The following is a 21,766-nucleotide window of genomic DNA, read 5'->3' on the forward strand; positions in this document are numbered from 1 at the left end:
CTTAATGCTGAATGTCGTCCACCAGTCTACCGCGCAATGAAGATGCGTTTAGTAGTAGTAGACCGTTAAAACGAGCAATGTAAGTCATCAATTAAGCTCCAGGCGAATGCGATATGCTTTTAGTGGTACTGGATATGAAGACTGATGTCAACCCTCACCCCTGCAAATGCCTTACTTGAGGGGAGAAGTTTCTGCAAAACTTAAGCGAATTGTGCTGAATTTTTCGGAGTACATAAAATTAATCAGTTGATGGTTGTACATACTTTTCATGGTTTGACATATTTGAGCATAATTATTTGCATTTATTGTAACGGCGAACTGAAGAAAAGGTCGCTCTTGGGATTTCATATCTTTATGATTTGACTGTTTTTATAGTAATCGTGAATGGCTATGTGCGGTATGACTCCACATAATTGATAAATTAATGTTAACTTTTAATGTATTAATAATATAAACATTTAATTAAAACTTAAATACGTATTCACGATACGTATGATTGTATATTCGCCATGCTTATGGTTATATTGTTTTTGAAATTTAAACATATGAATCACCGTGCAGTGACACCTGCCACACTGCGCTCGCATTGGTCTTTTGTTCATTTAGGTTTGTACCTTTATGTTTTCCTAATTTTAATGTTTTTTCTTTTTCTCATCTTATATGTATGGTAAATCATATTAACGGAGATTATTTCTTCACTCCGTCTGGGAAAAGGGAGTTTAGAGTGACAGTGGAGTTAAATATGCCAGAAGTAAAAATAATAGATAAAACAAATATTATAGATATGGGGAAGCCACAGCTTCGCATGGTTGATCTTAATTTATTAACCGTCTTTGATGCGGTGATGCAAGAACAAAATATTACCCGTGCCGCGCATACTTTAGGAATGTCGCAACCTGCTGTCAGTAATGCGGTCGCGCGCCTGAAAGTGATGTTTAATGATGAGCTTTTTGTTCGTTATGGACGCGGTATCCAGCCGACAGCAAGAGCTTTCCAGCTATTTGGTTCTGTTCGCCAGGCATTGCAATTAGTGCAAAATGAACTGCCTGGATCGGGTTTTGAGCCAGCCAGCAGCGAGCGCGTATTCAATCTTTGCGTATGCAGCCCATTGGATAATATTCTGACGTCGTTGATTTATAATCGGGTTGAGCAAGTAGCGCCAAACATTCATGTCGTATTTAAATCTTCACTCAATCAAAATACAGAGCATCAATTACGTTACCAGGAAACAGAATTCGTTATTAGCTATGAAGAATTCCGTCGTCCTGAATTTACCAGTATTCCGTTATTCAATGACGAAATGGTGTTAGTCGCAAGTAAAAAGCATCCGCGCATTAGTGGTCCGTTACTGGAAAGCGATGTCTATAATGAACAGCATGCGGTGGTGTCACTTGATCGCTTCGCATCATTCAGCCAACCGTGGTATGACACACCGGATAAACAATCCTGCGTAGCTTATCAGGGCATGGCATTAATTAGCGTTCTTAATATTGTGTCGCAAACGCATTTGGTCTCTATTGCGCCGCGTTGGTTAGCAGAAGAATTTGCCGATTCTTTAGAACTACAGATCTTACCTTTACCGTTAAAATTGAACAGCCGCACATGCTATCTTTCCTGGCATGAAGCCGCGGGCCGGGATAAAGGACATCAATGGATGGAAGAGCTGTTAGTCTCCGTTTGTAAGCAGTAGCACTCGGCAGAGTAAACCGGACAATACATCCTGTTTATTCTGCTTTTGTCTTTATAACTGAAATTTTATGCTGAACTCTATTTTTTACGTCTGTCCAAAAGTGTCAAAAAATAGAGTAATTGCTGTAAGTTCTCATTTTTAAGCGATTATTTATCATACTGATTGCTTATGCTGGTTTAATTCTCCGTTTATTCGCGTCTTTCCTCCTTTTTATTCTTATTTACTCCAGTGACACCCCTTCGGAGTCAATTGCCATGCGTCATCGTCAGCGGTTAATGTGTTGTTAAACCGTAATTCATTATAAGAGTGAGGCAAGCCATGGAGATGTTGTCTGGAGCCGAGATGGTCGTCCGATCGCTCATCGATCAGGGTGTGAAGCAGGTATTCGGTTATCCCGGGGGGGCCGTCCTCGATATTTATGATGCGCTGCATACGGTCGGAGGTATTGATCATGTGCTGGTCCGCCATGAACAAGCGGCGGTACATATGGCTGATGGCCTGGCGCGTGCCACGGGAGAAGTGGGGGTCGTATTAGTTACCTCCGGACCGGGGGCGACCAACGCGATTACCGGAATCGCAACGGCATACATGGATTCCATTCCGCTGGTGATCCTCTCCGGACAGGTCGCAACGTCGCTGATTGGCTACGATGCCTTCCAGGAGTGCGACATGGTAGGTATATCCCGCCCGGTGGTAAAACACAGCTTCCTGGTCAAACAAACGGAAGATATCCCGCAGGTGCTGAAAAAAGCCTTCTGGCTGGCAGCAAGCGGTCGTCCTGGGCCGGTGGTGGTGGATTTGCCGAAGGATATTCTGAATCCGGCGAAGAAACTGCCTTATAGCTGGCCGGACTCGGTGAGTATGCGCTCGTATAATCCGACGACGACGGGGCACAAAGGACAGATCAAACGGGCGCTACAGACGCTGGTTGCGGCGAAGAAACCGGTTGTCTATGTGGGCGGTGGCGCGGTCAATGCTGCTTGCCATGAGCAGTTAGCTCAGATTGCTGAAGCGCTGAATCTGCCGGTTGTCTCCTCGCTAATGGGGTTGGGCGCGTTTCCGGCCACGCATCGTCAGGCGCTGGGCATGTTAGGGATGCACGGTACCTACGAAGCGAATATGACCATGCATCATTCCGATGTGATCTTTGCTGTCGGCGTTCGCTTTGACGATCGAACGACGAATAACCTGGCAAAATATTGTCCGAATGCGACCGTGCTGCATATCGACATCGATCCGACCTCTATTTCTAAAACCGTTACTGCGGATATTCCGATTGTGGGTGATGCCCGTCTGGTGCTGGATCAAATGCTCGAACTGCTGGAGCAGGAGAAATCACAGCAGCCACTGGATGATAACCGTGACTGGTGGCAACAGATTGAGCACTGGCGCGCCCGTCAGTGTCTGAAATACGACACGCAAAGCGAAAGCATTAAGCCGCAGGCGGTGATTGAAACCATCTGGCGTCTGACGAAAGGGGAAGCGTATGTGACCTCTGACGTTGGCCAGCATCAGATGTTTGCCGCACTTTATTATCCGTTCGATAAACCGCGTCGCTGGATTAACTCAGGCGGCCTCGGCACGATGGGATTCGGTTTACCTGCGGCGTTAGGGGTGAAAATGGCATTGCCGGATGAAACGGTAGTGTGCGTCACTGGGGATGGCAGCATTCAGATGAACATCCAGGAGCTGTCGACGGCGCTGCAGTATGAACTGCCGGTGCTGGTGCTCAACCTTAACAACCGTTATCTCGGCATGGTCAAACAATGGCAGGACATGATCTACTCCGGGCGTCACTCCCAGTCTTACATGCAGTCGCTGCCCGATTTTGTGCGCCTTGCTGAGGCTTATGGGCATATCGGTATCCAGATTAATCATCCAGATGAACTGGAGAGCAAGCTGGGTGAAGCGCTGGAGCATGTGCGTAACCATCGCCTGGTGTTTGTCGACGTCACCGTCGACGGCAGTGAGCATGTCTATCCGATGCAGATTCGTGGGGGCGGGATGGATGAAATGTGGCTAAGCAAAACGGAGAGGACCTGATTATGCGCCGGATATTATCAGTATTGCTGGAAAATGAGTCGGGTGCATTGTCGCGGGTGATTGGCCTCTTCGCCCAGCGTGGATACAACATTGAAAGCCTGACCGTCGCGCCGACCGACGACCCGACCTTATCGCGGATGACGATTCAGACGGTAGGGGATGAGAAAGTCCTTGAGCAGATCGAAAAGCAGCTCCACAAACTGGTGGATGTTCTGCGCGTTAGCGAGCTGGGGCAGGGTGCCCACGTTGAACGAGAAATCATGCTGGTGAAAATCCAGGCCAGCGGTTATGGCCGGGAGGAGGTGAAACGCAACACGGAGATTTTCCGCGGGCAAATCATCGATGTGACGCCGTCTATCTACACCGTACAACTGGCGGGCACCAGCGACAAGCTGGATGCGTTTCTGGCAACCTTGCGTGAAGTCGCCAAAATTGTGGAAGTTGCTCGTTCCGGTGTGGTGGGACTCTCCCGTGGCGATAAAATTATGCGCTAATCGTCAACCGTAGGCCTGGTAAGCAAAGCGCTATCAGGCCTCATCGTGGAGGTCATGCCGGATAGCGGCATAAACGCCTTATCCTGCCTGCAGGTAACGAACCCGCTTTCGCTGATGCTACCTGCTGCGCTTTTTTTTGCGAAATCAGCAGTAACCAGAGACAAAAGCGGTTGCCGCAGTCATTATTCTGCGCTTAGATGTTAAGAAGTTTAACCCATGCCATCTAAAAGGTTATGGTTTGTACATTTTACGCAAGGGGCAATTGTGAAACTGGATGAAATCGCTCGGTTGGCCGGCGTTTCGCGAACGACTGCAAGCTACGTTATTAATGGCAAAGCAAAGCAATATCGCGTAAGCGACAAAACGGTTGAAAAAGTCATGGCGGTGGTGCGTGAGCATAATTACCACCCGAATGCCGTGGCGGCCGGGCTGCGTGCTGGACGCACACGTTCTATCGGGCTGGTGATCCCGGATCTTGAGAACACAAGCTATACCCGGATCGCAAACTATCTGGAACGCCAGGCGCGTCAGCGAGGGTATCAGCTGTTGATTGCCTGCTCTGAAGATCAGCCGGATAACGAAATGCGCTGTATTGAGCATCTTTTACAGCGCCAGGTCGATGCCATTATTGTGTCGACTTCATTGCCGCCTGAGCATCCGTTCTACCAACGCTGGGCAAACAGTTCATTCCCGATTGTGGCGCTGGACCGTGCACTGGACCGCGAACATTTTACCAGCGTTGTGGGTGCGGATCAGGATGATGCCGAAATGCTGGCAGAGGAGTTACGCAAATTCCCTGCTGAAACCGTCCTCTATCTGGGCGCGCTTCCTGAATTATCCGTCAGTTTCCTGCGCGAGCAGGGTTTTCGTACCGCGTGGAAGGACGATCCGCGTGAAGTCCATTTCCTGTACGCCAACAGCTATGAGCGGGAAGCGGCTGCGCAGCTGTTTGATAAATGGCTGGAAACGCACCCAATGCCTCAGGCGTTGTTTACCACGTCGTTTGCCCTGTTGCAGGGCGTGATGGATGTGACCCTGCGTCGTGATGGGCAACTGCCGTCTGATTTAGCGATTGCGACTTTTGGCGATCACGAACTGCTCGACTTCCTGCAGTGCCCGGTACTGGCAGTGGCACAGCGCCATCGTGATGTCGCAGAACGCGTGCTGGAGATTGTACTGGCAAGTCTGGACGAACCGCGTAAACCAAAACCAGGTTTAACGCGTATACGGCGTAATCTGTACCGTCGCGGTATTCTCAGCCGTAACTAAGTTTCCTCAATTGATGACGTCGGCGGGATAAGCCTCTGACGTCTTCAATTTTTCTATTCTCAGAAATAACCGCATTATATTTAAGAATATTCTTTAGAATTATCTGAAATCATTCTTGAAATACCCCGAATTAAAAATGCAACTATCCATTTTTGGGTTATTGATACGTAACGACGCGTTACGCTTGTATTATTTTGTTACATGCTTGTATGGATTTGCCGAATTAACAAACACTTTGCTCTCGTATTGCGGCCATCTGGTGCTTTCCTCGGCTCTGCGCGGCGTACAGACCGATTAACTGGTACTGTTAACTCGCTGCATATTGTCCTAAAATGCCGCTCGCGTCGCAAACTGACACTTTATATTTTCTTTGGATGATATTCAGTTGTTTTAAACAATGATGAGTTGTTGGATTTTTTTCTTACAAATATTCATGACGTTAATTTGCTTCGTTTGCTGTACGGAATTTGTTCAACGCTGATATTAGCCGTAAACAATGGGTTTTTTGCTCCGCTAAGCGCCGCGACTTGCTTGACAAGGTTTTCCTCCGCTCCGTAAACTCCTTTAAGTGGGAATTTGTGGGATAAAGTGGTAATTGGGGGTGAGACTGGCATGTTCCGGGGAGCAACGTTAGTTAATCTCGACAGTAAAGGGCGCTTATCCGTGCCTACCCGTTATCGGGATCAACTGATTGAGAGCGCTACCGGTCAAATGGTTTGCACCATTGACATCCATCACCCGTGCCTGCTGCTGTACCCCCTGCCTGAATGGGAAATAATCGAGCAGAAGCTATCGCGTCTGTCGAGCATGAATCCAGTTGAGCGCCGCGTACAGCGCTTATTGTTGGGTCATGCCAGCGAATGTCAGATGGATAACGCTGGTCGATTACTGATAGCACCCATTCTGCGGCAACACGCAGGGCTAACGAAAGAAGTGATGCTGGTTGGGCAGTTCAATAAGTTTGAGCTGTGGGATGAAACGACCTGGTATCAACAGGTCAAGGAAGATATCGACGCTGAGCAGTCTGTTACTGGCGCGTTGTCGGAACGATTGCAGGATTTGTCTCTATAAAATGACGGAAAATTATAAACATACAACGGTGTTGCTGGATGAAGCCGTAAACGGCCTGAATATTCGTCCAGACGGCATCTACATTGACGGGACATTTGGTCGCGGCGGTCACTCACGTCTGATCCTCTCCCAGCTTGGCGAAGAGGGACGTTTACTGGCAATCGATCGCGATCCGCAGGCTATTGCCGTTGCAAAAACGATTACCGATCCCCGTTTCTCCATCGTACATGGACCTTTCTCTGCGCTGGCTGACTATGTCGCCGAGCGTGGACTGACCGGTAAGATCGACGGGATTCTTCTCGATCTCGGCGTTTCTTCACCGCAGCTCGATGATGCAGAGCGCGGTTTCTCGTTTATGCGTGACGGTCCGTTAGATATGCGTATGGACCCAACACGCGGTCAGTCAGCGGCCGAATGGCTGCAAACCGCCGATGAAGCAGACATTGCCTGGGTGATTAAAACCTTTGGCGAAGAGCGCTTCGGCAAACGCATTGCGCGCGCCATCGTGGAGCGCAACCGCATCGAACCGATGACCCGCACCAAAGAGCTGGCGGAAGTTATTGCAGCGGCAATGCCGGTGAAAGACAAATTCAAACATCCCGCGACCCGTACCTTCCAGGCGGTGCGCATTTGGGTGAACAGTGAACTGGAGGAGATAGAGCAGGCGCTAAAAAGCTCGCTCAGCGTGCTGGCTCCAGGTGGTCGCCTTTCGATCATCAGTTTCCATTCGCTTGAAGACCGCATTGTGAAACGCTTTATGCGTGAACAAAGCCGTGGTCCTCAGGTACCGGCTGGAATACCGATGACCGAAGCGCAGATCAAAAAGCTGGGCGGCCGTGAGTTAAGAGCACTAGGCAAGATGATGCCGGGTGAAGAAGAGGTAGCTGAGAATCCTCGTGCCCGTAGTTCAGTTCTGCGTATTGCAGAGAGGACGAACGCATGATCAGCAGAGTGACAGAAGCCCTCAGCAAAGTTAAAGGATCGATAGGAAGCAACGAGCGCCATGCCTTGCCTGGCGTGATCGGTGACGATCTTTTGCGGTTTGGGAAGCTGCCACTCTGCCTGTTCATTTGCATTATTTTGACGGCGGTTACCGTCGTGACAACAGCACACCATACGCGGTTACTGACTGCGCAGCGTGAGCAGCTGGTTCTGGAGCGAGATGCGCTGGATATCGAATGGCGCAACTTGATCCTTGAGGAGAACGCGCTCGGCGACCATAGCCGTGTTGAACGGATCGCAACGGAAAAGCTGCAAATGCAGCATGTCGATCCCTCACAAGAAAATATCGTAGTACAAAAATAAGGATAAACGCGACGCATGAAAGCAGCGGCAAAAACGCACAAACCAAAACGCCAGGAAGAACAAGCCAACTTTGTCAGTTGGCGTTTTGCGTTACTGTGCGGCTGTATTTTGCTGGCACTGGGTTTTCTGCTGGGGCGCGTTGCCTGGCTGCAAATCATCGCGCCGGACATGCTGGTGCGTCAGGGTGATATGCGCTCTCTACGCGTCCAGGAAGTGTCTACATCGCGCGGGATGATTACCGACCGTTCCGGTCGTCCGCTGGCGGTGAGCGTTCCGGTTAAAGCTATATGGGCCGACCCGAAAGAAGTACATGATGCAGGTGGCGTGAGCGTTGGCGAACGCTGGAGAGCGCTGTCAACCGCGCTGAATCTCCCGCTCGACCAGCTGGCTTCCCGCATTAACGCCAACCCGAAAGGGCGCTTCATCTATCTGGCGCGTCAGGTAAACCCTGACATGGCTGACTACATCAAGAAACTGAAGCTGCCAGGTATCCACCTGCGCGAAGAATCCCGCCGTTACTATCCTTCCGGAGAAGTGACTGCTCACCTCATCGGCTTTACTAACGTCGACAGCCAGGGGATTGAAGGCGTTGAGAAGAGCTTCGACAAGTGGCTCACCGGACAACCGGGCGAACGTATTGTACGTAAAGACCGTTATGGCCGCGTCATTGAAGATATCTCCTCTACCGACAGCCAGGCGGCGCATAACCTCGCGTTGAGTATTGATGAGCGTTTACAGGCGCTGGTCTACCGTGAACTGAATAATGCCGTGGCGTTCAACAAAGCGGAATCCGGCAGCGCCGTGCTGGTGGATGTCAACACCGGTGAAGTGCTGGCGATGGCCAACAGCCCGTCCTACAACCCCAATAATCTCTCCGGTACGCAAAAAGATGTCATGCGTAACCGTACCATTACCGACGTGTTTGAACCGGGTTCTACCGTCAAACCAATGGTGGTAATGACGGCGCTGCAGCGTGGCGTGGTACGCGAAAATACCGTACTTAATACGATTCCTTACCGAATTAATGGCCACGAAATCAAAGACGTGGCGCGTTATAGCGAATTGACCCTTACCGGGGTTTTGCAGAAGTCGAGTAACGTCGGTGTTTCTAAGCTGGCGTTAGCGATGCCGTCCTCAGCGTTAGTAGATACTTACTCACGTTTTGGGCTGGGAAAAGCGACCAATTTGGGGTTGGTCGGAGAACGCAGTGGCTTATATCCTCAAAAACAACGGTGGTCTGACATAGAGAGGGCCACCTTCTCTTTCGGCTACGGGCTAATGGTAACGCCGTTACAGTTAGCGCGAGTCTATGCAACGATCGGCAGTTACGGCGTTTATCGTCCACTGTCGATTACCAAAGTTGACCCTCCTGTTCCGGGTGAGCGTATCTTCCCGGAAGATACCGTGCGTACCGTCGTGCATATGATGGAAAGCGTGGCGCTGCCGGGCGGCGGCGGCGTGAAGGCGGCGATTAAAGGCTATCGCATCGCTATTAAAACCGGTACAGCGAAAAAAGTAGGGCCGGATGGCCGTTACATCAACAAATACATTGCTTATACCGCAGGCGTTGCGCCTGCGAGTCAGCCGCGCTTCGCGCTGGTTGTTGTTATCAACGATCCGCAGGCGGGTAAATACTACGGTGGCGCCGTTTCCGCGCCGGTCTTTGGTGCCATCATGGGCGGCGTACTGCGCACCATGAACATCGAGCCGGATGCGCTGACAACGGGCGATAAAAATGAATTTGTGAATAATCAAGGCGAGGCAACAGGTGGCAGATCGTAATTTGCGCGACCTTCTTGCTCCATGGGTGCCGGGTGCACCGGAGCGAGCACTGCGGGAGATGACGCTTGACAGCCGTGTGGCTGCATCAGGCGATCTCTTTGTCGCAGTATTGGGTCATCAGGCGGACGGGCGTCGGTATATCCCGCAGGCGATAGCGCAAGGTGTGGCTGCCATTATTGCAGAAGCAAAAGATGAAGCTACTGATGGTGAAATCCGTGAAATGCATGGCGTTCCGGTCATCTATCTCAGTCAGCTTAACGAACGTTTATCTGCACTGGCGGGCCGTTTTTACCACGAGCCTTCTGAGAAAATGCGTCTGGTCGGTGTAACCGGGACTAACGGTAAAACCACCACCACCCAATTGCTGGCCCAGTGGAGCCAACTGCTTGGCGAAACCAGCGCGGTAATGGGAACAGTAGGTAATGGCCTGCTGGGCAAAGTGATCCCGACGGAAAATACCACCGGTTCAGCCGTTGATGTCCAGCATGTGCTGGCGGGGCTGGCTGCGCAGGGCGCAACGGTTGGCGCGATGGAAGTCTCTTCACACGGCCTGGTTCAGCATCGCGTGGCGGCGCTGAAGTTTGCCGCATCAGTATTTACTAACTTAAGCCGCGACCATCTCGACTACCACGGCGACATGGGACATTACGAAGCCGCGAAATGGCTGCTGTATTCCACGCACCATTGCGGTCAGGCCATCGTCAATGCGGATGATGAAGTCGGGCGTCGCTGGCTGGCGAAACTCCCGGATGCGGTTGCCGTTTCGATGGAAGACCACATCAACCCGAACTGTCATGGTCGTTGGTTAAAAGCGGTTGACGTGAAGTATCACGACAGTGGGGCAACGATTCGTTTTACCTCCTCATGGGGCGACGGCGAAATTGAAAGCCGCCTGATGGGGGCGTTTAACGTCAGCAATCTTTTGCTGGCGCTGGCAACGCTGTTGGCACTGGGCTATCCGTTAGCTGATTTACTGAAAACGGCGACACAATTGCAGCCGGTTTGCGGACGTATGGAAGTGTTCAGCGCGCCGGGTAAAACCACCGTGGTGGTTGATTACGCTCATACGCCAGATGCGCTGGAAAAAGCGCTGCAGGCTGCACGTCTGCACTGTACTGGCAAACTGTGGTGCGTCTTTGGCTGCGGCGGCGATCGCGATAAAGGCAAACGTCCGTTGATGGGCGCAATCGCCGAGCAGTTTGCAGATGTTGTCGTGGTGACTGATGACAACCCGCGTACCGAAGAGCCGCGCGCCATTATTAACGACATTCTGGCGGGTATGCTGGATGCCGGACAGGCGAAGGTGATGGAAGGGCGCGCAGAAGCCGTGACAAACGCCATTATGCAGGCGAAAGAAAACGACGTGGTGCTGGTGGCCGGGAAAGGTCACGAAGATTACCAGATCGTCGGCTCGCAGCGTCTCGACTATTCTGACCGCGTGACCGCAGCGCGTCTGCTGGGGGTTATCGCATGATTAGCGTAACGCTCAGCCAACTGGCGGAGATCCTCCGTGGCGAACTGAAAGGGGCCGATCTGACCCTTGATGCCGTAACAACCGATACGCGTAAAGTGACGCCGGGCTGCCTGTTTGTGGCGCTGAAAGGCGAACGTTTTGATGCCCATGATTTTGCAGACAAAGCGCAAGAGAGCGGGGCGGGTGCGCTGCTGGTCAGCCGCCCGTTGGACACCAACCTGCCGCAGCTGATTGTTAAAGATACGCGTCTGGCGTTTGGTGAACTGGCGGCGTGGGTTCGCGCTCAGGTTCCGGCGCGCGTTGTCGCGCTGACCGGCTCATCCGGTAAAACGTCCGTCAAAGAGATGACGGCTGCCATTCTGAGCCAGTGTGGTAACACCCTATATACCGCGGGCAATCTGAATAACGACATCGGCGTACCGATGACGCTGCTGCGCTTAACTAACGATTACGACTATGCCGTGATTGAGCTCGGCGCCAACCATCAGGGCGAAATCGCCTGGACCGTCGGCCTGACGCGTCCGGAAGCGGCGCTGGTGAACAATCTGGCCGCCGCGCACCTGGAAGGTTTCGGCTCTCTGGCGGGCGTTGCGAAGGCAAAAGGTGAGATTTTTACCGGCCTGTCTGAGAATGGTATCGCCATTATGAATGCCGACAACAACGACTGGTTGAACTGGCAAAGCATCATCGGCGAACGCAAAGTCTGGCGCTTCTCCCCGAATGCGGCCAACAGCGACTTTTCTGCTACCAACGTTCATGTGACCTCGCATGGCACAGAATTTTCTCTGCAAACGCCGACCGGAAGCATTGATGTCCTGCTGCCGTTGCCGGGTCGCCACAATATCGCTAACGCCCTTGCGGCGGCGGCGCTTTCTATGGCGGTAGGCGCGACGCACGAGGCGATCAAAGCGGGTTTGAAGGATCTGCAAGCGGTACCGGGACGTCTGTTCCCGATTCAACTCGCAGAAAATCAGCTGCTGCTGGACGACTCCTATAACGCGAACGTCGGTTCGATGACCGCAGCGGTGCAGGTGCTGTCTGAAATGCCGGGCTATCGCGTACTGGTCGTTGGCGATATGGCAGAGCTTGGCGCAGAAAGTGAAGCATGCCATGTACAGGTAGGTGTTGCTGCGAAAGCAGCAGGTATCGATCGTGTACTGAGTACAGGAAAACTGAGTCAGGCAATTAGCGACGCCAGCGGCGTTGGCGAACATTTTGCGGATAAAAGCGCGCTGGCCGCGCATCTTAAAGCATTGATTGCAGAACATCAGGTCATGACGATTTTAGTGAAGGGTTCACGTAGTGCCGCCATGGAAGAGGTAGTACGCGCATTACAGGAGAATGGGACATGTTAGTTTGGCTGGCCGAACATTTGGTCAAATATTATTCCGGCTTTAACGTCTTTTCCTATCTGACGTTTCGCGCCATCGTCAGCCTGCTGACCGCGCTGTTCATCTCTTTGTGGATGGGCCCGCGCATGATTGCCCGCTTGCAAAAAATGTCCTTTGGACAGGTTGTACGTAACGACGGTCCTGAATCGCACTTTAGTAAACGTGGTACGCCAACCATGGGCGGGATCATGATCCTCACCGCGATTGTTATCTCCGTTCTGTTGTGGGCATATCCGTCGAACCCGTACGTATGGTGCGTGCTGGTGGTATTGATTGGCTACGGCATTATCGGTTTTGTCGATGACTACCGCAAAGTGGTGCGCAAAGATACCAAGGGGCTGATTGCCCGCTGGAAGTACTTCTGGATGTCGGTGATTGCGCTGGGTGTAGCCTTTGCGCTGTACCTCGCCGGTAAAGATACCCCGGCTACCGAGCTGGTGGTGCCGTTCTTTAAAGATGTCATGCCGCAATTGGGGCTGTTCTACGTGCTGCTGGCGTACTTCGTGATTGTGGGCACTGGCAACGCGGTAAACCTCACCGATGGCCTGGATGGTCTGGCGATTATGCCGACCGTGTTCGTGGCCGCAGGTTTTGCGCTGGTGGCGTGGGCGACCGGTAACATGAACTTTGCCAACTACCTGCACATTCCCTATTTACGCCATGCCGGCGAACTGGTGATCGTCTGTACGGCGATTGTTGGTGCGGGGTTAGGCTTCCTGTGGTTTAACACCTATCCGGCGCAGGTCTTTATGGGAGACGTCGGTTCGCTGGCGCTGGGCGGCGCGCTGGGCATTATTGCCGTGCTGCTGCGTCAGGAGTTCCTGCTGGTAATCATGGGCGGCGTATTTGTTGTGGAAACGCTGTCGGTCATTCTGCAGGTTGGCTCCTTTAAGCTGCGCGGGCAGCGCATCTTCCGTATGGCGCCGATTCACCATCACTATGAACTGAAAGGCTGGCCGGAACCGCGCGTAATTGTGCGCTTCTGGATTATTTCGCTGATGCTGGTGCTGATTGGCCTGGCAACGCTGAAGGTACGTTAATCATGGCTGATTACCAGGGTAAAAAAGTCGTCATTATCGGTCTGGGATTGACCGGGCTGTCCTGCGTGGATTTCTTTCTGGCGCGCGGCGTGACGCCGCGTGTGATGGATACCCGCGCAACGCCACCTGGCCTGGATAAATTGCCGGAAGCGGTTGAGCGTCATGTTGGCAGCCTGAATGATGATTGGCTGCTGGCCGCCGATCTTATCGTCGCCAGCCCTGGTATTGCCCTGGCGCATCCTTCGCTGAGCGCCGCTGCTGATGTAGGGATCGAAATTGTCGGTGACATCGAGCTGTTCTGTCGTGAAGCGCAGGCGCCGATCGTCGCGATCACCGGTTCCAACGGGAAAAGCACCGTCACCACGTTGGTGGGAGAAATGGCGAAAGCGGCTGGTGTGAACGTGGGTGTTGGCGGAAATATCGGCCTGCCCGCGCTGATGTTGCTGGATGACGAACGTGAGCTGTATGTACTGGAGTTGTCGAGCTTCCAGCTGGAGACAACCTCCAGCTTACAGGCCGTAGCCGCCACTATTTTGAACGTCACCGAAGATCATATGGACAGGTATCCGTTTGGCTTGCAGCAGTACCGTGCAGCCAAACTGCGCGTCTATGAGAATGCGAAAGTGTGTGTGGTTAATGCCGATGATGCGTTGACCATGCCGATTCGCGGGGCGGATGAGCGCTGCGTGAGCTTTGGCATCAACATGGGTGACTATCATCTCAATCGTCAGCAGGGTGAAACCTGGCTGCGGGTGAAGGGCGAAAAAGTCCTGAACGTGAAAGAGATGACGCTTACCGGTCAGCATAACTATACCAACGCCCTGGCGGCGCTGGCGCTGGCGGATGCTGCGGGTCTGCCGCGGGCATCCAGCCTGAAAGCGCTGACTACCTTTACCGGTCTGGCGCATCGTTTCCAGTTGGTACTGAATCATAACGGTGTGCGTTGGATCAACGATTCAAAAGCCACCAACGTTGGCAGCACCGAAGCGGCGCTGAATGGTCTGCACGTTGACGGTACGTTGCACCTGCTGCTGGGCGGCGATGGGAAATCCGCCGACTTTATGCCGCTGCAACGCTACCTGACTGGCGACAACATTCGTCTGTACTGCTTTGGTCGCGATGGCGCGCAGCTTGCCGCTCTGCGTCCTGAGGTTGCGGAACACACTGAAACCATGGAGCAGGCAATGCGTCTGCTCGCACCGCGTGTGAAGTCGGGCGATATGGTGCTGCTGTCGCCAGCCTGCGCCAGCCTTGACCAGTTCAAGAACTTTGAGCAACGCGGTGACGTCTTTACCCGTTTAGCGAAGGAGTTGGGTTGATGCGATTCTCTCTCCCTCGTCTGAAAATGCCGCGCGTACCGGGACTGGGTGTCCTGGCGTGGATCTTCGCGGCACTTAAAGGCTGGGTGATGGCTTCGCGTGATAAAGACGCGGACAGCCTGATCATGTATGACCGCATGCTGCTGTGGCTGACTTTTGGTCTGGCAGCGATCGGTTTTGTGATGGTGACATCGGCATCGATGCCCGTAGGGCAACGCCTGGCAGGCGATCCTTTCCTGTTTGCTAAGCGTGACGCGCTGTATATCTTCCTCGCGTTCTGTCTGGCGATGGTGACGCTGCGTCTGCCGATGGAGTTCTGGCAAAAGTACAGCACGACGATGCTGATCGCCTCGATCATCATGTTGTTGATCGTGCTGGTGGTGGGGAGCTCAGTTAACGGGGCATCGCGCTGGATCGCGCTGGGTCCACTGCGTATTCAGCCTGCGGAATTCACCAAGCTGTCGCTGTTCTGTTATCTCGCTAACTACCTGGTGCGTAAAGTCGATGAAGTGCGTAATAACCTGCGCGGCTTCTTAAAACCGATGGGTGTGATTCTGGTGCTGGCAGTCTTACTGCTGGCGCAGCCTGACCTTGGTACGGTGGTGGTGCTGTTTGTCACGACGCTGGCGATGCTGTTTCTCGCTGGCGCGAAACTGTGGCAGTTCATTGCCATTATCGGCATGGGGATTTCGGCGGTGGTGCTGCTGATCCTTGCCGAACCGTATCGTATTCGCCGCGTAACCTCCTTCTGGAACCCATGGGAAGATCCGTTTGGCAGCGGCTATCAGTTAACGCAATCGCTGATGGCTTTTGGTCGCGGTGAGGTTTGGGGTCAGGGGTTAGGTAATTCGGTGCAAAAACTGGAGTATTTACCGGAAGCGCACACCGACTTCATCTTCGCCATCATTGGGGAAGAGCTGGGTTATATCGGTGTGGTATTGGCACTTTTAATGGTATTCTTCGTCGCTTTTCGCGCGATGTCGATTGGCCGCAAAGCGCTGGAAATTGACCACCGTTTTTCAGGCTTTTTAGCCTGCTCCATCGGGATTTGGTTTAGCTTCCAGGCGCTGGTAAACGTCGGCGCGGCAGCAGGCATGCTGCCAACAAAAGGTCTGACGTTACCGCTGATCAGTTATGGTGGTTCCAGTTTGTTGATTATGTCGACGGCCATCATGTTTTTGTTACGTATTGATTATGAAACGCGTCTGGAAAAAGCCCAGGCGTTTACACGAGGTGCACGATGAGTGGTCAACCGAAGCGGTTAATGGTGATGGCAGGCGGTACCGGAGGGCATGTGTTCCCGGGGCTGGCGGTCGCGCATCATTTAATGGCCCAGGGCTGGCAGGTTCGTTGGCTGGGCACCGCCGATCGTATGGAAGCGGACTTAGTGCCGAAGCATGGCATTGAAATTGACTTTATTCGCATCTCCGGTTTGCGTGGCAAAGGTGTCAACGCGCTGCTTGCCGCCCCCGTGCGTATTTTTAATGCCTGGCGTCAGGCGCGCGCCATCATGAAGCAGTTTAAGCCTGATGTGGTGCTGGGGATGGGCGGTTACGTGTCCGGCCCTGGCGGTCTGGCTGCCTGGTCATTAGGCATTCCGGTTGTCCTGCATGAGCAGAACGGCATTGCGGGATTAACTAACAAGTGGCTGGCGAAGATTGCAACGAAGGTGATGCAGGCTTTTCCTGGCGCTTTCCCGAATGCGGAAGTGGTGGGTAACCCAGTACGCACCGACGTTCTGGCGCTGCCGTTGCCCGAAGCGCGTCTGGCGGGGCGTGAAGGCCCGGTTCGCGTGCTGGTCGTCGGGGGATCTCAGGGCGCACGCGTATTGAACCAGACGATGCCGCAGGTTGCCGCAAAGCTTGGTGACGCGGTGACTATCTGGCATCAGAGTGGCAAAGGCGCGCAGCAAACCGTTGAACAGGCGTATGCCGACGCGGGACAACCGCAGCACAAGGTCACTGAGTTTATTGATGATATGGCAGCTGCCTACGCGTGGGCGGATGTTGTAGTTTGTCGCTCCGGCGCGCTGACGGTAAGCGAAATTGCCGCCGCAGGTTTGCCTGCGCTGTTTGTGCCTTTTCAGCATAAAGACCGACAGCAGTACTGGAATGCGCTGCCGCTGGAGAAAGCGGGCGCCGCCAAAATTCTTGAGCAGCCGCAGTTTACTGTGGATGCCGTCGCTAACACCCTTTCCGGGTGGTCGCGAGAAACTTTATTAACCATGGCAGAACGTGCGCGCGCCGCTTCCATTCCGGATGCTACAGAGCGTGTTGCTAATGAAGTGAGCCGGGCTGCCCGGGCGTAATTGTGGTGATGCCTTTTGCATCGCATGAACTAAGAAGTTAATGGCTAAAGAATGAATACACAACAACTGGCAAAACTGCGTTCCATCGTGCCCGAAATGCGTCGCGTTCGGCACATTCACTTTGTCGGCATCGGTGGTGCTGGTATGGGCGGTATTGCCGAAGTTTTGGCCAACGAAGGTTATCAGATCAGCGGTTCTGACTTAGCGCCGAACCCGGTGACGCAGCAGTTGACGAATCTGGGCGCCACGATTTTCTTCAACCATCGCCCGGAAAACGTGCGTGATGCGAGCGTGGTGGTGGTATCCAGCGCCATTTCTGCGGATAACCCGGAAATTGTTGCGGCGCATGAAGCGCGCATTCCGGTGATCCGTCGTGCTGAAATGCTGGCGGAGTTAATGCGTTTTCGTCACGGTATCGCCATTGCCGGGACGCACGGTAAAACCACGACCACAGCGATGGTCTCCAGTATCTACGCGGAAGCGGGGCTGGATCCGACGTTTGTCAACGGCGGTCTGGTGAAGGCCGCAGGCGTCCATGCGCGTCTGGGTCATAGCCGTTATTTAATAGCGGAGGCGGATGAGAGCGATGCGTCGTTCCTGCATTTGCAGCCGATGGTAGCGATTGTTACCAATATCGAAGCCGATCATATGGATACCTACCATGGCGACTTCGAAAATTTAAAGCAGACGTTTATTAATTTCCTGCATAACTTGCCGTTTTATGGTCGTGCGGTGATGTGCGTTGACGACCCAGTGATCCGCGAGTTGTTGCCGCGAGTCGGTCGTCAAACCACAACCTATGGTTTCAGCGATGATGCTGATGTGCGCGTCGAAGATTATCAGCAGATTGGCCCACAAGGGCACTTCACGCTGCTGCGTCAGGGGATGGCCGATTTACGCGTGACGTTGAACGCACCGGGCCGTCACAATGCGCTGAACGCGGCGGCGGCGGTAGCAGTTGCAACAGAAGAAGGCATTGAAGACGACGCAATTCTGCGCGCGCTGGAAAGTTTCCAGGGCACCGGACGACGTTTTGACTTCCTCGGCGAATTCCCACTTGAGCCGGTAAACGGTAAAACCGGGACTGCGATGCTGGTGGATGATTATGGTCATCACCCTACGGAAGTGGATGCCACGATTAAAGCTGCACGCGCGGGCTGGCCGGACAAAAATTTGGTGATGCTGTTCCAGCCGCACCGCTTTACGCGTACTCGCGATCTGTATGACGACTTTGCCAACGTGCTGACTCAGGTCGATGCGCTGTTGATGCTGGATGTGTACGCCGCGGGTGAAGCCGCGATTCCAGGAGCCGACAGCCGCTCGCTGTGCCGTACGATTCGTGGTCGCGGTAAGATCGACCCGATTCTGGTATCCGATCCGGCTCAGGTGGCAGATATGCTGGCGCCGGTATTAACCGGCAACGATCTGATTTTGGTGCAGGGCGCTGGAAATATCGGCAAAATCGCGCGTTCCTTAGCTGAAATCAAACTGAAGCCGCAAAACCCGGAGGAAGAACAACATGGCTGATAAAATCGCGGTCCTGTTAGGGGGAACCTCCGCAGAGCGTGACGTTTCGCTGAATTCCGGCGCGGCCGTACTGGCAGGGTTACGCGAAGGTGGTGTGGATGCTCATCCAATTGACCCAAAAGAGGTCGATGTCACGCTTTTGAAATCGATGGGTTTTCAAAAGGTGTTTATTGCGCTGCACGGTCGTGGTGGTGAAGATGGCACGTTGCAGGGCATGCTGGAGCTGATTGGTCTGCCGTACACCGGTAGTGGCGTCATGGCTTCTGCGATTTCGATGGACAAACTGCGCAGCAAACTACTGTGGCAGGGGGCCGGTTTACCGGTCGCACCTTGGGTCGCATTGACCCGCGCTGAGTTCGAAAAAGGCCTTAGTGATGAGGTGGTTACGGAGATTTCTGCGCTAGGTTTGCCGCTGATTGTGAAGCCAAGCCGTGAAGGCTCAAGCGTAGGGATGTCAAAAGTTGAAGAAGAAAATGCTTTGCATGGTGCATTAGCATTGGCTTTTCAGCATGATGAAGAAGTACTGATCGAAAAATGGCTAAGTGGCCCGGAATTTACAGTTGCGATACTTGGTGAAGAAATTTTACCGTCAATACGTATCCAACCCGCGGGAACCTTCTATGATTATGAGGCGAAGTATCTCTCTGATGAGACACAATATTTCTGCCCTGCCGGTCTGGAAGTCGAACAAGAGGCCCGTTTACAGGAATTAGTTCTGAAAGCGTGGACCACATTGGGCTGTAAAGGTTGGGGTCGCATTGATGTCATGCTGGACAGCGATGGCCAGTTTTATCTGCTGGAAGCGAATACCTCTCCGGGTATGACCAGCCACAGTCTGGTGCCGATGGCGGCGCGTCAGGCGGGCCTGAGCTTCTCGCAGTTGGTGGTAAGAATTCTGGAGTTGGCGGACTGATATGTCGCAGGCTGCGCTGAACACGCGAAACGGTGATGAAGAAGAAGTAAACTCCTCACGCCGCAATAATGGAACGCGTCTTGCAGGAATATTGTTCCTGCTGACAGTGCTGTGCACCGTGTTTGTCAGCGGCTGGGTAGTGTTGGGATGGATGGAAGATGCGCAACGTTTGCCTTTATCGAAACTGGTGTTAACCGGCGAACGACATTACACGCGCAATGACGATATTCGTCAGTCCATTTTGGCGCTGGGCGCTCCGGGAACCTTTATGACTCAGGATGTGAATATCATTCAGAGTCAAATTGAACGCCTCCCCTGGATTAAACAGGCGAGCGTCAGAAAGCAATGGCCCGATGAATTGAAGATTCATCTGGTTGAATATGTGCCCATTGCGCGTTGGAATGACCAACATATGGTGGATGCTGAAGGAAATACATTCAGTGTTCCAACCGGTCGGGCCAATAAGCAGGTATTACCCATGTTGTATGGACCGGAAGGCAGCGCAAGTGAAGTGTTGCAAGGGTTCCGCGATATGGGGCAGGTGCTGGCTAAGGATAGATTCACCCTGAAGGAAGCGGCGATGACCGCTCGTCGTTCCTGGCAGTTGACGCTGAATAACGATATTAAGCTGAATCTGGGCAGGGGCGATACGATAAAACGTTTGGCTCGCTTTGTGGAACTCTACCCGGTTTTACAGCAGCAGGCGCAAACCGATGGCAAACGGATTAGCTACGTTGATTTGCGTTATGACTCAGGAGCGGCAGTAGGCTGGGTTCCCTTGCCTCCTGAGGAATCTAATCAGCAACAGAATCAGGCACAGGCAGAACAACAATGATCAAGGCGACGGACAGAAAACTGGTAGTTGGACTGGAGATTGGCACCGCGAAGGTAGCCGCTTTAGTAGGGGAAGTTCTGCCCGACGGTATGGTCAATATCATTGGCGTGGGCAGTTGCCCATCGCGAGGTATGGATAAAGGCGGGGTGAATGACCTTGAGTCAGTGGTGAAGTGCGTACAGCGCGCCATTGACCAGGCTGAACTGATGGCAGATTGCCAGATTTCCTCGGTGTATCTGGCACTTTCCGGTAAACATATTAGCTGTCAAAATGAAATTGGTATGGTGCCCATTTCCGAAGAGGAAGTGACGCAGGAAGATGTGGAAAACGTGGTACATACGGCAAAATCCGTACGCGTTCGCGATGAACATCGTGTTCTGCACGTTATTCCGCAGGAATACGCCATCGACTACCAGGAAGGCATTAAAAATCCGGTCGGTCTTTCCGGCGTGCGTATGCAGGCAAAAGTCCATCTTATTACCTGCCACAACGACATGGCGAAGAACATTGTCAAAGCCGTTGAACGTTGTGGTCTGAAAGTTGACCAACTGATTTTTGCCGGGTTGGCAGCCAGTTATTCCGTGTTGACGGAAGATGAACGTGAGCTGGGTGTCTGCGTGGTGGATATTGGTGGTGGTACAATGGACATCGCCGTTTATACTGGCGGGGCGTTGCGCCACACTAAAGTTATCCCTTATGCAGGGAATGTAGTGACCAGCGATATCGCGTATGCCTTTGGTACGCCGCCGAGCGATGCTGAAGCCATCAAAGTGCGTCATGGTTGCGCGCTGGGCTCCATCGTGGGTAAAGACGAAAGCGTTGAAGTGCCAAGCGTAGGTGGTCGTCCACCGCGTAGCCTGCAACGTCAGACCCTGGCAGAGGTCATTGAGCCGCGTTATACCGAGCTGCTCAACCTGGTCAACGAAGAAATTTTGCAATTACAAGAACAGCTTCGCCAGCAGGGTGTGAAACATCATCTGGCGGCGGGGATTGTGTTAACCGGTGGCGCTGCGCAAATTGAAGGTCTTGCGGCCTGCGCACAGCGCGTGTTCCATACGCAAGTACGTATTGGCGCACCGCTGAATATCACTGGTCTGACGGATTATGCCCAGGAGCCTTATTATTCAACGGCAGTGGGGCTGCTTCACTACGGGAAAGAATCCCATTTGAGTGGTGAGGCTGAAGTAGAAAAACGCGTTACGGCATCAGTTGGCTCGTGGATCAAACGACTCAATAGCTGGCTGCGAAAAGAGTTTTAATTTTTAAAGAGACCAACGCACATTAACGGTCTCAGGCGACAGGCAC

General features: G+C 52.9%; 19 protein-coding genes. 18 read left to right on the forward strand and 1 reads right to left on the reverse strand.

All coding sequences use genetic code 11. The features are described from left to right. Window position 1 precedes the first annotated feature (1 nt). The gene (leuL, locus tag OGY68_RS02240; protein WP_048998978.1) at window positions 2–88 is read right to left on the reverse strand and encodes a leu operon leader peptide; all 87 of its coding nucleotides are present in this window, start codon (window positions 86–88) and stop codon (window positions 2–4) included. Between the two features lie 654 nt (window positions 89–742). Between leuL and leuO the strand changes: the two genes are divergently transcribed. The 18 genes from leuO to ftsA all read left to right on the forward strand — a co-directional run bounded on the left by leuO (window position 743) and on the right by ftsA (window position 21,720). Then, window positions 743–1,690 (forward strand): transcriptional regulator LeuO, encoded by a 948-nt coding sequence (gene leuO / locus OGY68_RS02245; protein ID WP_020996231.1) that lies wholly within the window; start codon window positions 743–745, stop codon window positions 1,688–1,690. A gap of 318 nt (window positions 1,691–2,008) precedes the next feature. Then, on the forward strand, window positions 2,009–3,733 hold the full coding sequence (gene ilvI, locus OGY68_RS02250) for an acetolactate synthase 3 large subunit (protein ID WP_020996230.1): 1,725 nt from the start codon (window positions 2,009–2,011) through the stop codon (window positions 3,731–3,733). Between the two features lie 2 nt (window positions 3,734–3,735). After that, the gene (gene ilvN / locus OGY68_RS02255) at window positions 3,736–4,227 is read left to right on the forward strand and encodes an acetolactate synthase small subunit (protein ID WP_003829566.1); all 492 of its coding nucleotides are present in this window, start codon (window positions 3,736–3,738) and stop codon (window positions 4,225–4,227) included. Window positions 4,228–4,491: 264 nt separating this feature from the next. Further along, window positions 4,492–5,496, forward strand: coding sequence for a catabolite repressor/activator (cra, locus tag OGY68_RS02260; RefSeq protein ID WP_003018794.1), 1,005 nt, complete (start codon window positions 4,492–4,494; stop codon window positions 5,494–5,496). Window positions 5,497–6,108: 612 nt separating this feature from the next. After that, window positions 6,109–6,567, forward strand: a complete 459-nt coding sequence (mraZ, locus tag OGY68_RS02265) for a division/cell wall cluster transcriptional repressor MraZ (RefSeq protein WP_057067430.1) — start codon at window positions 6,109–6,111, stop codon at window positions 6,565–6,567. Between the two features lies 1 nt (window position 6,568). Continuing rightward, on the forward strand, window positions 6,569–7,510 hold the full coding sequence (rsmH, locus tag OGY68_RS02270) for a 16S rRNA (cytosine(1402)-N(4))-methyltransferase RsmH (RefSeq protein WP_003018789.1): 942 nt from the start codon (window positions 6,569–6,571) through the stop codon (window positions 7,508–7,510). Further along, on the forward strand, window positions 7,507–7,872 hold the full coding sequence (gene ftsL, locus OGY68_RS02275; protein ID WP_000625651.1) for a cell division protein FtsL: 366 nt from the start codon (window positions 7,507–7,509) through the stop codon (window positions 7,870–7,872). Before rsmH ends, ftsL begins: the two co-directional genes overlap by 4 nt. A 15-nt stretch (window positions 7,873–7,887) precedes the next feature. After that, on the forward strand, window positions 7,888–9,654 hold the full coding sequence (ftsI, locus tag OGY68_RS02280; protein WP_057067407.1) for a peptidoglycan glycosyltransferase FtsI: 1,767 nt from the start codon (window positions 7,888–7,890) through the stop codon (window positions 9,652–9,654). Then, entirely contained in the window at window positions 9,641–11,128 is a 1,488-nt protein-coding gene (murE, locus tag OGY68_RS02285; protein WP_057067408.1) for a UDP-N-acetylmuramoyl-L-alanyl-D-glutamate--2,6-diaminopimelate ligase, read from the forward strand. Before ftsI ends, murE begins: the two co-directional genes overlap by 14 nt. Beyond that, window positions 11,125–12,483, forward strand: a complete 1,359-nt coding sequence (murF, locus tag OGY68_RS02290; protein WP_057067409.1) for a UDP-N-acetylmuramoyl-tripeptide--D-alanyl-D-alanine ligase — start codon at window positions 11,125–11,127, stop codon at window positions 12,481–12,483. The genes murE and murF overlap by 4 nt, the downstream gene beginning before the upstream one ends. Next, window positions 12,477–13,559: a phospho-N-acetylmuramoyl-pentapeptide-transferase gene (gene mraY, locus OGY68_RS02295; protein WP_003018774.1), complete on the forward strand. Its 1,083-nt coding sequence runs from the start codon at window positions 12,477–12,479 to the stop codon at window positions 13,557–13,559. The genes murF and mraY overlap by 7 nt, the downstream gene beginning before the upstream one ends. A gap of 2 nt (window positions 13,560–13,561) precedes the next feature. After that, window positions 13,562–14,878, forward strand: a complete 1,317-nt coding sequence (gene murD / locus OGY68_RS02300) for a UDP-N-acetylmuramoyl-L-alanine--D-glutamate ligase (RefSeq protein ID WP_048214941.1) — start codon at window positions 13,562–13,564, stop codon at window positions 14,876–14,878. Beyond that, window positions 14,878–16,122, forward strand: a complete 1,245-nt coding sequence (gene ftsW / locus OGY68_RS02305) for a cell division protein FtsW (RefSeq protein ID WP_003829529.1) — start codon at window positions 14,878–14,880, stop codon at window positions 16,120–16,122. Before murD ends, ftsW begins: the two co-directional genes overlap by 1 nt. After that, window positions 16,119–17,186 (forward strand): undecaprenyldiphospho-muramoylpentapeptide beta-N-acetylglucosaminyltransferase, encoded by a 1,068-nt coding sequence (gene murG / locus OGY68_RS02310; protein WP_003829528.1) that lies wholly within the window; start codon window positions 16,119–16,121, stop codon window positions 17,184–17,186. Before ftsW ends, murG begins: the two co-directional genes overlap by 4 nt. 51 nt (window positions 17,187–17,237) lie before the next feature. After that, window positions 17,238–18,713, forward strand: coding sequence for a UDP-N-acetylmuramate--L-alanine ligase (gene murC / locus OGY68_RS02315; RefSeq protein ID WP_048236139.1), 1,476 nt, complete (start codon window positions 17,238–17,240; stop codon window positions 18,711–18,713). Continuing rightward, window positions 18,706–19,626 (forward strand): D-alanine--D-alanine ligase, encoded by a 921-nt coding sequence (locus OGY68_RS02320; RefSeq protein ID WP_008786198.1) that lies wholly within the window; start codon window positions 18,706–18,708, stop codon window positions 19,624–19,626. The genes murC and OGY68_RS02320 overlap by 8 nt, the downstream gene beginning before the upstream one ends. 1 nt (window position 19,627) lies before the next feature. Further along, window positions 19,628–20,461, forward strand: a complete 834-nt coding sequence (gene ftsQ, locus OGY68_RS02325) for a cell division protein FtsQ (RefSeq protein ID WP_003018758.1) — start codon at window positions 19,628–19,630, stop codon at window positions 20,459–20,461. Then, the gene (ftsA, locus tag OGY68_RS02330) at window positions 20,458–21,720 is read left to right on the forward strand and encodes a cell division protein FtsA (RefSeq protein ID WP_003018755.1); all 1,263 of its coding nucleotides are present in this window, start codon (window positions 20,458–20,460) and stop codon (window positions 21,718–21,720) included. The genes ftsQ and ftsA overlap by 4 nt, the downstream gene beginning before the upstream one ends. The last annotated feature ends 46 nt before the right edge of the window (window positions 21,721–21,766 follow it).

This window comes from Citrobacter sp. Cpo065 (genome assembly GCF_030332805.1).
Classification (GTDB): domain Bacteria; phylum Pseudomonadota; class Gammaproteobacteria; order Enterobacterales; family Enterobacteriaceae; genus Citrobacter; species Citrobacter portucalensis.

What these genes read in the sequence shown, in the direction of transcription:
- murC (WP_048236139.1), top strand. Translation starts at nt 17,238, where the DNA reads ATGAATACACAACAACTGGCAAAACTGCGTTCCATCGTGCCCGAAATG.
- murF (WP_057067409.1), top strand. Translation starts at nt 11,125, where the DNA reads ATGATTAGCGTAACGCTCAGCCAACTGGCGGAGATCCTCCGTGGCGAA.
- ftsI (WP_057067407.1), top strand. Translation starts at nt 7,888, where the DNA reads ATGAAAGCAGCGGCAAAAACGCACAAACCAAAACGCCAGGAAGAACAA.
- OGY68_RS02320 (WP_008786198.1), top strand. Translation starts at nt 18,706, where the DNA reads ATGGCTGATAAAATCGCGGTCCTGTTAGGGGGAACCTCCGCAGAGCGT.
- ilvI (WP_020996230.1), top strand. Translation starts at nt 2,009, where the DNA reads ATGGAGATGTTGTCTGGAGCCGAGATGGTCGTCCGATCGCTCATCGAT.
- ftsA (WP_003018755.1), top strand. Translation starts at nt 20,458, where the DNA reads ATGATCAAGGCGACGGACAGAAAACTGGTAGTTGGACTGGAGATTGGC.
- mraZ (WP_057067430.1), top strand. Translation starts at nt 6,109, where the DNA reads ATGTTCCGGGGAGCAACGTTAGTTAATCTCGACAGTAAAGGGCGCTTA.
- murD (WP_048214941.1), top strand. Translation starts at nt 13,562, where the DNA reads ATGGCTGATTACCAGGGTAAAAAAGTCGTCATTATCGGTCTGGGATTG.
- ftsW (WP_003829529.1), top strand. Translation starts at nt 14,878, where the DNA reads ATGCGATTCTCTCTCCCTCGTCTGAAAATGCCGCGCGTACCGGGACTG.
- rsmH (WP_003018789.1), top strand. Translation starts at nt 6,569, where the DNA reads ATGACGGAAAATTATAAACATACAACGGTGTTGCTGGATGAAGCCGTA.
- mraY (WP_003018774.1), top strand. Translation starts at nt 12,477, where the DNA reads ATGTTAGTTTGGCTGGCCGAACATTTGGTCAAATATTATTCCGGCTTT.
- ilvN (WP_003829566.1), top strand. Translation starts at nt 3,736, where the DNA reads ATGCGCCGGATATTATCAGTATTGCTGGAAAATGAGTCGGGTGCATTG.
- ftsQ (WP_003018758.1), top strand. Translation starts at nt 19,628, where the DNA reads ATGTCGCAGGCTGCGCTGAACACGCGAAACGGTGATGAAGAAGAAGTA.
- ftsL (WP_000625651.1), top strand. Translation starts at nt 7,507, where the DNA reads ATGATCAGCAGAGTGACAGAAGCCCTCAGCAAAGTTAAAGGATCGATA.
- leuL (WP_048998978.1), bottom strand. Translation starts at nt 88, where the DNA reads ATGACTTACATTGCTCGTTTTAACGGTCTACTACTACTAAACGCATCT.
- leuO (WP_020996231.1), top strand. Translation starts at nt 743, where the DNA reads ATGCCAGAAGTAAAAATAATAGATAAAACAAATATTATAGATATGGGG.
- murG (WP_003829528.1), top strand. Translation starts at nt 16,119, where the DNA reads ATGAGTGGTCAACCGAAGCGGTTAATGGTGATGGCAGGCGGTACCGGA.